General features: G+C 51.2%; 10 protein-coding genes. 4 read left to right on the top strand and 6 right to left on the bottom strand.

The genetic code is table 11. The features are described 5' to 3' along the window. From J0A65_RS11440 to J0A65_RS11430, 3 genes are all read left to right on the top strand, one after another. Positions 1–1,461, top strand: a 1,461-nt coding sequence (locus tag J0A65_RS11440; protein WP_232849889.1) for a CTP synthase, incomplete at its 5' end; no start/stop codon positions are given. Positions 1,462–1,536: 75 nt separating this feature from the next. Beyond that, complete coding sequence (gene eno / locus J0A65_RS11435) at positions 1,537–2,832, top strand: phosphopyruvate hydratase (protein WP_206594308.1); 1,296 nt, start codon at positions 1,537–1,539, stop codon at positions 2,830–2,832. Positions 2,833–2,868: 36 nt separating this feature from the next. Continuing rightward, the gene (locus tag J0A65_RS11430; RefSeq protein ID WP_206594307.1) at positions 2,869–3,489 is read left to right on the top strand and encodes a hypothetical protein; all 621 of its coding nucleotides are present in this window, start codon (positions 2,869–2,871) and stop codon (positions 3,487–3,489) included. A gap of 16 nt (positions 3,490–3,505) precedes the next feature. Here the strand turns inward: J0A65_RS11430 and J0A65_RS11425 are convergent, their stop codons facing one another. The 3 genes from J0A65_RS11425 to J0A65_RS11415 are packed head-to-tail and all read right to left on the bottom strand — an operon-like array spanning position 3,506 to position 7,903. Continuing rightward, positions 3,506–3,811 (bottom strand): DUF3240 family protein, encoded by a 306-nt coding sequence (locus J0A65_RS11425; RefSeq protein ID WP_206594306.1) that lies wholly within the window; start codon positions 3,809–3,811, stop codon positions 3,506–3,508. After that, positions 3,804–6,875: a CusA/CzcA family heavy metal efflux RND transporter gene (locus J0A65_RS11420; RefSeq protein ID WP_206594326.1), complete on the bottom strand. Its 3,072-nt coding sequence runs from the start codon at positions 6,873–6,875 to the stop codon at positions 3,804–3,806. Before J0A65_RS11420 ends, J0A65_RS11425 begins: the two co-directional genes overlap by 8 nt. Next, positions 6,875–7,903: an efflux RND transporter periplasmic adaptor subunit gene (locus tag J0A65_RS11415; protein WP_206594305.1), complete on the bottom strand. Its 1,029-nt coding sequence runs from the start codon at positions 7,901–7,903 to the stop codon at positions 6,875–6,877. Before J0A65_RS11415 ends, J0A65_RS11420 begins: the two co-directional genes overlap by 1 nt. A 100-nt stretch (positions 7,904–8,003) precedes the next feature. Between J0A65_RS11415 and J0A65_RS11410 the strand changes: the two genes are divergently transcribed. Further along, positions 8,004–8,504, top strand: coding sequence for a helix-turn-helix transcriptional regulator (locus tag J0A65_RS11410; RefSeq protein WP_206594304.1), 501 nt, complete (start codon positions 8,004–8,006; stop codon positions 8,502–8,504). A gap of 4 nt (positions 8,505–8,508) precedes the next feature. Here the strand turns inward: J0A65_RS11410 and flhB are convergent, their stop codons facing one another. From flhB to fliQ, 3 genes are all read right to left on the bottom strand, one after another. Beyond that, the gene (gene flhB, locus J0A65_RS11405) at positions 8,509–9,633 is read right to left on the bottom strand and encodes a flagellar biosynthesis protein FlhB (RefSeq protein ID WP_206594303.1); all 1,125 of its coding nucleotides are present in this window, start codon (positions 9,631–9,633) and stop codon (positions 8,509–8,511) included. A gap of 78 nt (positions 9,634–9,711) precedes the next feature. Beyond that, on the bottom strand, positions 9,712–10,494 hold the full coding sequence (gene fliR / locus J0A65_RS11400) for a flagellar biosynthetic protein FliR (protein ID WP_206594325.1): 783 nt from the start codon (positions 10,492–10,494) through the stop codon (positions 9,712–9,714). Between the two features lie 112 nt (positions 10,495–10,606). Continuing rightward, entirely contained in the window at positions 10,607–10,876 is a 270-nt protein-coding gene (gene fliQ, locus J0A65_RS11395; protein ID WP_188688617.1) for a flagellar biosynthesis protein FliQ, read from the bottom strand. Between the last annotated feature and the right edge of the window lie 11 nt (positions 10,877–10,887).

Below are 10,887 nucleotides of genomic sequence, written 5' to 3'. Positions count from 1 at the left end.
GAAGTATTCGTCACCGATGATGGCGCAGAAACCGATTTGGATTTGGGTCACTACGAGCGTTTTATCCGCACCCGTATGACCAGCCGCAACAACTTCACCACCGGTCGTGTGTATGAAGAAGTGATCAAGCGTGAGCGCCGCGGCGACTACCTGGGTGCCACCATTCAGGTTATTCCTCACATCACCAATGAAATTAAGCGCCGCGTTATCGAAGGCGCCGAAGGGGTTGATGTGGCCATCGTTGAAATCGGTGGTACGGTGGGCGATATCGAATCCCAGCCGTTTTTGGAAGCCATTCGTCAATTAGGTACAGAAATTGGCCGTGAACGCGCCATGTATATGCACCTGACACTGGTGCCCTACATGGCCGCTTCGGGTGAAGTAAAAACCAAACCAACCCAGCATTCAGTTAAAGAGCTGCGCAGCATTGGCATTCAGCCGGATATTCTGGTTTGTCGTTCAGAAGCCCAGTTACCGGCGAACGAGCGCTCCAAAATTGCCCTGTTTACCAATGTGGCCGATAAAGCCGTTATCAGCTTAAAAGACGTAGACAGTATTTACCGTATCCCGGCCATGCTGAAATCTCAGGGCCTGGATGAACTGGTGGTAAAACGCTTCGGCCTGAGCTGCCCGGAAGCCGATCTGTCCGAGTGGGAACAAGTGCTGTATGCAGAGTCCAATCCTAATGGTGAAGTGACTATTGGTATGGTCGGCAAATACGTTGCCCTGCCGGATGCATACAAGTCGGTTAACGAAGCTTTGAAACACGCCGGCCTGAAAAACCGCTTGAGCGTTAACATTCAGTATATCGACTCTCAGGATATTGAAAGCAAAGGTACTGACCTGTTGGCCGGTTTGGATGCCATTTTGGTACCTGGCGGCTTCGGTGAACGTGGTATTGAAGGCAAGATTGCCGCAGCCCGCTACGCCCGTGAAAACAAAGTCCCTTACCTGGGCATCTGTCTGGGTATGCAAGTCGCCGTGATTGAATATGCCCGTAACGTGGCAGGCCTTGAAAATGCCAACAGTACCGAGTTTGATCCCAGCACACCTAACCCTGTGGTGGGGCTGATTACCGAGTGGCTGGACGCCGACGGTAGTGTGGAAACCCGCACTGAACGTTCTGATATGGGTGGTACCATGCGACTGGGCAGCCAGTTGTGCCATTTGATCAAAGGCAGTAAAGTGCATGCCATGTACGGCAGTGAAGCCATTTACGAGCGTCACCGCCACAGATACGAAGTAAACAACAACCTGCGTCCACAAATTGAGGCAGCGGGTCTGAAAGTGACGGGACTGTCTACCGACAAACGCTTAGTCGAAATCATCGAAATAGATGATCATCCATGGTTTGTTGCCGGTCAGTTCCACCCTGAGTTCAACTCTACCCCGCGCGATGGTCACCCCTTGTTTGAAGGTTTTGTGGCAGCCGCCGGGCAACATCATAAAAGCAATAATTGATGGGCGTAGCGCGCTACGCCTGAGCGAATAATGTCGCCCGGTTGGGCGACGTATCTTTCATATTCAGAGGCAACAATGTCACAAATCAGCAAGATTATCGGTCGCGAAGTTATGGATTCTCGCGGCAACCCCACTGTCGAAGCGGACGTTTACCTGACCAGCGGCGCCTGGGGACGTGCCTGCGCACCCAGCGGTGCCAGCACAGGTTCTCGTGAAGCCCTTGAGCTGCGCGACGGTGATAAAAGCCGTTATTTAGGTAAAGGTGTACTGAAAGCCGTTGCCGCCGTCAACAATGACATCCAGGCAGCCCTGTTGGGTAAAGACAGCCATGACCAGCAAGCTATCGACGCTGTTATGATTGCGCTGGACGGCACAGAAAACAAAGAAAAGTTGGGCGCCAATGCCATTCTGGCCGTGTCTCTGGCGAATGCCAAAGCCGCCGCCATGGATAAAAACATCCCACTTTACCAGCATATTGCCGAGCTAAATGGCACCCCAGGTCAGTACAGCATGCCTGTACCTATGATGAATATCATCAACGGTGGTGAGCACGCCGACAACAACGTAGATATTCAGGAATTTATGGTACAGCCAGTCGGCGCCGCCAACTTCCGTGAAGCCCTGCGTATGGGCGCTGAAATCTTCCACAGTCTGAAAAAAGTGCTGTCGGCCAAAGGCCTGAACACCGCTGTGGGTGACGAAGGTGGTTTTGCTCCTAACCTGAAATCCAATGAAGAAGCCCTGGCCGTTATCGCCGAGGCCGTTGCCGCGGCGGGTTATGAGCTGAATAAAGATGTAACCCTGGCGCTGGATTGCGCGGCATCTGAGTTCTACCACGATGGCAAATACGACCTGAAAGGCGAAGGCAAGGTATTTGACTCCGAGTCTTTCGGCGATTATCTGGCTGAACTGACTGCTAAGTACCCTATCGTATCTATTGAAGACGGTTTGGATGAGAGCGACTGGGACGGCTGGGCCAGCCTGACCAAGAAGATTGGCGACAAGGTACAATTAGTCGGTGATGACCTGTTCGTAACCAATACCAAGATTTTAAAGCGTGGTATTGAAAATGGTATCGCTAACAGCATCCTGATCAAGTTCAACCAGAGTGGTTCACGGACCGAAACCCTGGAAGCCATCCGTATGGCCAAGGAAGCCGGCTACACTGCGGTTATTTCACACCGCAGCGGTGAAACCGAAGATGCCACTATTGCGGATCTGGCCGTAGGTACTGCCGCCGGTCAAATCAAAACTGGTTCACTGTGCCGCTCAGACCGCGTTGCCAAATATAACCAATTGCTGCGTATCGAAGAGATGCTCGGCGGTAACGTGGCCTATAACGGCCGTAAAGAAATCAAAGGCCAGGCCTGAGATTACTGAAGGGGGCAACCGCCCCCTTTTGCATCTATGCAGTCCAACCAGACAGATATCTTTCGGGATGACAGCCAACAGCTCCAGTTTGCCGAGCTGTGTAATGCCTTGTACGAAAGAGAACTGCAAACCCTGGCGCAATCGGGCAATCTGCCTTTGTTACAGCGGCGTCTTAAGGGCCTGACACATCATATTAAACGTATTGCTGCCAGCATGTTGCAGCATGATGGTCCGTTGCAACTGGATATTCACAATGCCAGTTGGCAGGCTAAGCAAGCCCCACACTGCCCCAGAAACGATAATCCAACTGACACACAGGCCTGGTTTAAACAACATCTTTGCTTTGGTTTGCCGGTACCGGTCTGGCAACATCAAACGGGGATTGAATACCTAGAGCTGGATTGTATTGATAAGTTTGATCTGGCGGAGGGTCGCTTACATCTGAATAAAAATGGCTGGTTTATGCTGGACGGTAGTCCGGTCAGTGAAAACAGCCAGCAGCGCGCCTTACTTGTTCCTAAAAAAGCCACGCTAAGCGCGGCCTGTTGCGGACATAGCTGGAAACAAGGGCACAGGTTCCACCCCCATACCCTGAGCTTACGTGAGCTGCGTTTAGTCAGTCAGATTAATTGGAAAAACAGTAAGATACCGGCCTGATGCACTTTCTGTGCAGTTAAAGATGTCCGTTAGCTGTCACCGGCACCACCCAGTACCTCATACTGCCTGGTTGCAGAATTCCCGCTAGCCTGGCAAGTAACTCTGAGACTTCGGTTTCTTTGAGCATAATATCGAACTGCACTAGCTGTCTGTAACCTTGTACCTGCTCACGAATACTGAGATTGGCATGGTCACGACTATGTCCCTCAATACTACGTATGGTAAAGCCCGACAACCAATCCGTTGACATCAGTCTGTCCACAACTTCCTCTTTAGCCTTAAGCGGCAGCAGAATGCTTGTCAGTACATAGTCTTCATGCACGGGAACGCTCCATTAGCCGATAGAACACCGGCAGCAGATACAAGGTGGTCAGAGTTGAAGTAATCAAGCCCCCAATAACCACTATGGCCAGCGGGCGCTGAATTTCAGCACCAGGACCGCTGGCAAAGACCAGAGGGATCAAACCAAACATAGCGGTGGTGGCCGTCATCAGTACCGGGCGAAGCCGTCTGACGGCTCCCTGGACGATATGCTCAAGGGCATCGGCATAAACCCCCTGAGTCTGTTCAAAATAACTGACCATTACCACCGCATTTAGCACCGCCACGCCCAGCAGTGCGATAAACCCTACTGATGCCGGTACAGATAAAAACTCGCCACTGACATACAGCGCCACCATGCCCCCCATCAAGGCAAAAGGAATATTGCCGAGGATCAGGCCGGATAAGGCCAGCGAGTGGAAAGTAGTGAACAAAATAACAAAGATCAGCAGCAAGGCGACGGGCACAACCAAGGTCAGGTTCTGCATTGCCCGCTGTTGGTTTTCAAACTCACCACCATATTCAATTCGATAGCCCTGAGGCAGGCTGACCCGTTGGTCGATACTACTTTGCAAGGCCTCCACAAAGCCCACTACATCCCGCCCTACCACATTGGTCGTCACAGACACAAAACGCTTCGCCATTTCCCGCTCGATCAGCAGTGGCCCTTGCTGCAAGCTAACGTCAGCCACCTGCTCCAGCGGCAAACTGCTACCATCAGGCAACAATATGGGCTGCTGCAACAAGTCCCCTACCGCCCTGAGTTTTACAGAGCTCGATTTATCCAGACTATTAGCAAAACGAATGGGATTAGCGATTTCACCTTCAACAATCTCAGATAAGGTTCGGCCTTCGACCAGTCCCAGTAAATAGGTAGACAGGCTCTGCGTGCTGACTCCCAGCATGGCAGCCATTTCGGGGCGAGCCCGAATATTCAGGTATTGTCCACCTTCCACCAATGCCACCTGCACATCTTCACTGCCTTGCACCTGCTCGGTAATCTCGCCTATCCGACCGGCCAGCGCCGTTAGGGTATCCAGGTCATGGCCAAACACCTTAATGGCCACATCACCGCTGGTACCGGTAAGCATTTCAGACACCCGCATCTGAATCGGTTGGGTAAAGTTGATATTCATACCTGGGAATTGTTCGAGCAGCGCACGGATCTCATCGACTAACCACTGTTTGTCCGGCTGGCGCCACTGGTCAACAGGTTTCAGTTGCAAAAACACGTCGGTCTCGTTTAATCCCATAGGATCTAACCCCAACTCATCCGAGCCGGTTCGGGCCACAATATTGAGTATTTCTGGAACGCGTTCCAGCAGTGTCTGCTCGATCTGCTTATCCAGGGCTATGGAGGCATCGAGGGTGATACTGGGCGGCTTCTCAAACTGAATAATAATGTCGCCTTCATCAAGCTGCGGCATAAAGCTCTTCCCGACGAACACAAACAAACCGCCAGCCAGCAGCAAAGATGTAAGTAGCAGGCTAATATAAGGACGAGGGTGTGCTAATACATGCAACAAACTGCCTTGGTAAAGTGCCTGCAAACGCATTACCCAACGGGGCATTTCAGCCACCTTGGTATTAAGCAGCAGGGATGACAGTACGGGTATCAGGGTAAATGCCAGCAACATGGCACTGAGCATGGCAAATACGATGGTTTTCGCCACGGGTGAAAACAACTTACCTTCCAGGCCGGTCAAGGTAAGTAAGGGCGAAAACACGATAACGACGATGAGTGTACCGGCTAATACCGGGGTGGCCACTTCATGACAGGCGCGGAATATCTGGTGCAGCAGTGGCAATTGGGTTTGCCGGTGTAGGTGTGTGACGGCATTCTCGACCATCACCACAGAGGCATCCACCAGCATACCAATGGCAATAACCAATCCGCCCAGGCTCATTAAATTGGCCGATAAGCCAAAGACTTTCATCAGGGCAAAAGTACCAAGTGCTGCCAGAGGTAAGGAAAGCGACACCACAAAGGCCGCCCGCACATTCCCAAGAAACAGTGCCAACACAATGATCACAAGCACAACCGCTTCTACCAGCGCTTTGATCAAGGTATCTGTGGCCGTTTCAATTAGGTTCGCTCTGTCGTAAAACACCTCAATCTTGGTGCCCTCCGGCAAGGTAGGCGTAAGCTCTGCCAGTTTAGCTTTAACGTCACGCACAACTTCGGCGGTATTGCTATCTTTAAGGGCAATCACTAAGCCTTGCACAGCTTCTTCGGCATTGCGGGTCACCGCCCCGTAACGACTCAGATGGCCTACGCTCACCTCAGCAACGTCATGCAGACGTATTGTTTCGCTGATACTGCTGGTCAAGACCATGTTTTGCAGTTCTGACATATCAGCAAAGCGTCCCTCAGTGCGCAGAATAAGACTGTCAGTGCCTTTATTAATGCGCCCCAGCCCGGTGTTTTGATTGGTTTCGAGGATAACTCGTTCAATATCCTCCAGGCCCAGACCAAACTGCTGCAATTTCAGAGGATCAGGCAAGATTTCATAGGTCTTTACAAAGCCGCCCAGACTGTTGACATCCGCCACCCCAGCCACACTTCTGAGTGCTGGGCGGATATACCAATCCAGCAATTCACGGCGCGCTTGTAGTGACATAGCTGGATTGTCCACCGTGAACATAAACATTTCACTTAACGGCGTGCTCATGGGCGCCACTCCACCACTGATCCCTTGTGGCAAACTGCTCCAAATCCCCGCCAAACGTTCACTGACCTGCTGCCTAGCCCAGTAAATATCGGTGCCCTCACTAAAATCCAGGGTAATAACGGTAATGGCATACTTAGTGGTGGAGCGCAGCATGGCCTGATGGGGGATCCCCAGCAGTTCCGTTTCTACCAGGCGCGTGACTTGTGATTCAATTTCCGTGGTGGTCATCCCCGGTACTTTAATAATGACTTTGACCTGGATAGGCGAAATATCCGGAAAGGCGTCAATAGGCAAGGTACGCCAGGCCTGCATGCCAGCACCTGCAAGTAAGATCGCAAGCAAGCCAACAAACAATCTTTGCGTCAGGGAGAGTCTGAGTAACGCCGCCAGCATCATTCTTTCCCCAGACCTATCAGCAAACCCTGTAAAGCACTGACCGAGCTGCTCAGCACCGCTTTGCCGTCCAGGGACTGTTCTGTATCCACCAGTAAGCCTTGTGCGTTCGACTGGCGCACCTTGACCGGCACTAAGCGCAGACGCGTCTGCTCTCGCACCGCAACATAGTCCTGATTGTCCAGTTCGAACACTGCGGAAAGCGGCACAGTGTAGGATTGCCGCTGATAGATTGGCCTAACCCTCAGAGTTTGCCCAAGCGCAACCTGACAAGCTGGTGCCAGGCTGCTCCAGGTCTGTTGTTTTAGTCCCTGTAAGCGACCAGTCACACTTTGCAAAGTAAAGTCACAGGCCGCATCAGCAGCGGAAAACCCCGTCAGACCTGCGATGCTGGTGTGCACCAGCATTACCTGCAATTGGACGGCAGCTTTATCAACCACACTAAATAACGGCGCATCGCCAGCTCTGGCACCAGTCTCCTGGTTAAACATCAATACCCCGTCGATTGGACTGAGTACGGCAGCCTGCCCTAGTTCATCTATTACCAGTAAACTACGCAAATGCCGGACGTGTTCCCAATTAAGCGACGCGGCATGGTACTCGCGCTCCAGTGTCAGCCACTGTGGGCTGGAAACGATACCTTTAGCCCGCTCAGCCAAGTTGGCCTGATAATTACGCTCCGCCACCTCAAACAAGCGTTTGGCCGCCTGATATTCATCAAAGAAGTGTTCAACTTCACGCCCTTGCACTTTTGTCACAGGTTGACCTTTAGTCACCCAGGCACCATCAGACACCAGCCTGGTATGTTGCACGACAGCAAAAGGCAGGCTGACCTCATACGCACTGCCAGGCTGATAGGTCACCAGGCCCAATACAGGGTTGCCTTGCACTTGCGTCACTGACTCTGCAGTGGCATAGCTCAGTTGATAACCCTGAAGGCTGGATATATCGATAGAAGCCTGGTCTGCTGCACATGCAACTGACCAAGTGAAAAACAGTAAAACAGCTGGCAGGATGAATCTGGGCATTGGTCGCAAAAAGTTGCTAAATGATGTCGGTGGTTTTACCTTACGCAGGCCCAGAACACATGGGACAAATGCCCTAAGCCACAAAAAAGGTTTTTAATTCATGGTGTTACGAGACAAGATTTTAACCGGCCTGTTAATTGTTATTATGCTACTCAACACCGTGGATGTGATAACCGACTACTACCTGGGGATCCCCATGTGGCACATCATTCAGGAAAGCTGCATTGTATTGGCGTCAGGTTTCGGGGCTTTATATATCATCAGAGAGAGCCTCAACCGCCGCCAGCATATCGAACATCTTAAGAATCAATTAACCCTGAGTCATTCCCAGCTCGCCAAGGCGTCAGAGGAAATGCAGAAGGCGCGCAATGATTTTGCCCACGCCATTCAACAACAATTTGGCCAGTGGCATCTCACCCAAAGTGAACAAGATGTGGCACTTTTGCTGCTAAAAGGCTTAAGCCTCCGAGAAATTGGTGAAGTGCGAGACACCAAAGAGAAAACCGTTCGCCAGCAAGCCTCTTCGGTGTACGAAAAGGCTGGAGTGGAAGGGCGTCATGAGTTTGCTGCCTGGTTTTTGGAAGACTTCGTTAGCCCTTAAGCCGCTAACGACGTAATTCCGGCGGAATAGGCAGTTCTTTGGCCAGCGGCTTGGGACGTTTGCCACGACCTTTTTTCCAGTTTTTTAACTGGTAGACATATGCCAGTACCTGAGCCACCGCCATAAATAGCTTCTCAGGTATTTCCTGCTCTTCGTCCGTGGAATAATAAATTGCCCTAGCCAGCATGGGAGACTCAACAATAGGCACCCCATGTGCCCCGGCTATTTCGCGAATATGTAAGGCCAGTTCGTCCAAGCCTTTCGCCACTAATACCGGCGCTCGGGTACCGTTTTGATCATATTTAAGCGCTACGGCAAAGTGAGTCGGGTTGGTCACAATCACATCGGCTTCTGGGACTTTCTGCATCATACGACGAGCCGCAGCCTGGAATTGCAGGCGACGGATTCGACTTTTTACCTCAGGATTACCCTCAGCATTTTTACGCTCGTCCTTGACCTCCTGCATGGTCATTTTCATTTCTTCGTTGTGCTTGTGGCTTTGGTAAGGCACATCAAAGACAGAAATCGGAATCATCGCACAGCAAATAATCAGAAAGGCCCAGCCGAGCAGATCCAGCGCATGCATGACATTGCGTGGATAGAGCTCCATATCCAGATGCAAAGCTTCGGCACTAAACAACTTCAGCGCCAGATAAGTACTAACCGCAACGATGATGAATTTGGCCAGCGCTTTAAGCAGTTCTACCATACCGTTTGGTCCGAACATCCGCTTCAGGCCGCTTATCGGGTTGAGTTTACTGGCTTTGGGCTTGGCCGACTCCCAGGTAAAGTTATAACCGCCCAAGGCGATAGAGCCATAGATACCGGCGATAGTGACAATAATAAGATAAGCCAGCACCGGCCAGGCAATTTCCATCATGCCACTGCCCCAAGCCTGAAACATATGATTCACGTCATAGGTTTCATCTCTGGATAGGTTAAACATGCGCTGCATAACACTGAACAACGCACTGCCAATACTCTGACCAAGCAACAACAGGGCTATCGCGCTAGCGATCAATACCAGGGTAGTCGACAACTCGCGGGAACGGGCTATCTGGCCCTTTTCTCTGGCCTGCTCGAGCTTTTTCGACGTGGGTTCTTCTGTTTTCTCATGTGCATCAGCCATCCGGATACTCCAGACAAGACCGTGAGGACACAAAGCCCCCCTGGCGACTGTTGATAACTAACATGAAGCCCAAGTAAATCATGGACTGCACACCCTGAGAAGTTGACACATAAACAGCTGGGCTCGGTCCCATTCCTGCTCAAAATGGAAGGTAAAGTTATCCATAGTCAACCAGATAATAATCAGCCCTGCGATTTGTGCGATAGAAAAACCTATAGTGAAAACGTTGAGCTGTGGTGCCGCTTTGGTCATTACACCAAAGGCCAGGTTAATGATTAACAGAGAAATAATGGGTGCCAGGGAAATGGTCAGCGCAGCTACAAACATCCATCCGGCAAAATGTGCTACATCACGAAACTGCTCCGGGCTCAAGCTGTAAGGACCAACTGGAAAGGCCTCAAAACTCATCACTATCATTTTAATCATAGCTAAATGACCGTCCAGCGCCCAGAACAGTAACGTCGCCAGAATCAGATAAAACTGCCCCACCGCCGGTACGTTTATGCCGTTAACCGGGTCCACTATAGACGCAAAGCCAAGACCTGTTTGCATAGCAACAATCTGGCCGGCTAACACGAAAGTATTCAGAACCAGGGTGGAAATAAAGCCAATGGCAATACCGATAAGCAATTGCTGGATAACCATTAACCAGGTACCCAATGACACCATTTCGGTTATCGGCACCGGCGGCACCACGGGCATAATCAGAATAGTTAAGAACAAGGTCAGTAAGGCACGTACCGGCGGCGGCAAGGTTTTGGCGCTGATACCAATCATGGCGGCGAACATGCCACTGATGCGCATAAAAGGCAGGAGCAGATCAGCCAGATATTGGGTGATGGTGGTGGCCAGAATATCCATCAGCTGTTCAATTCCCAAAACCCCAAAAGGCCAGCCGGCCAATAGAAAGGCCCCTGTGATATTTCAATCTGCACCGCACCGCGGCTGCATGCACAGGTTATGCTTATCACTTTTAGCCTACAACCTCAGGGATGCGATTGACCATCTCAAAGAAGAAGTCCATCAGTTGCCCGGTAAGCCAGTGTCCGCCCCAGGACAGGGCCAACAAGGTCACAATCAGCCTGGGTAAGAAGTTGATGGTTTGTTCATTGATGGATGTGGCGGCCTGGAATACCGACACGATTAACCCCACAAACAGACTGGGCAAAATGATCGCAGACACCAACAAAATAACCATAAACAGGGCTTCGCGCAGGATGTCGACAAATATTTCCGGGCTCATAATGTGCTCCC

Origin of the sequence: Bowmanella yangjiangensis, assembly GCF_017255015.1 — a bacterium.
Classification (GTDB): domain Bacteria; phylum Pseudomonadota; class Gammaproteobacteria; order Enterobacterales; family Alteromonadaceae; genus Bowmanella; species Bowmanella yangjiangensis.
Note: the sequence above shows the minus strand (reverse complement) of the source record. Positions and strands in the feature narration are given on the sequence as shown.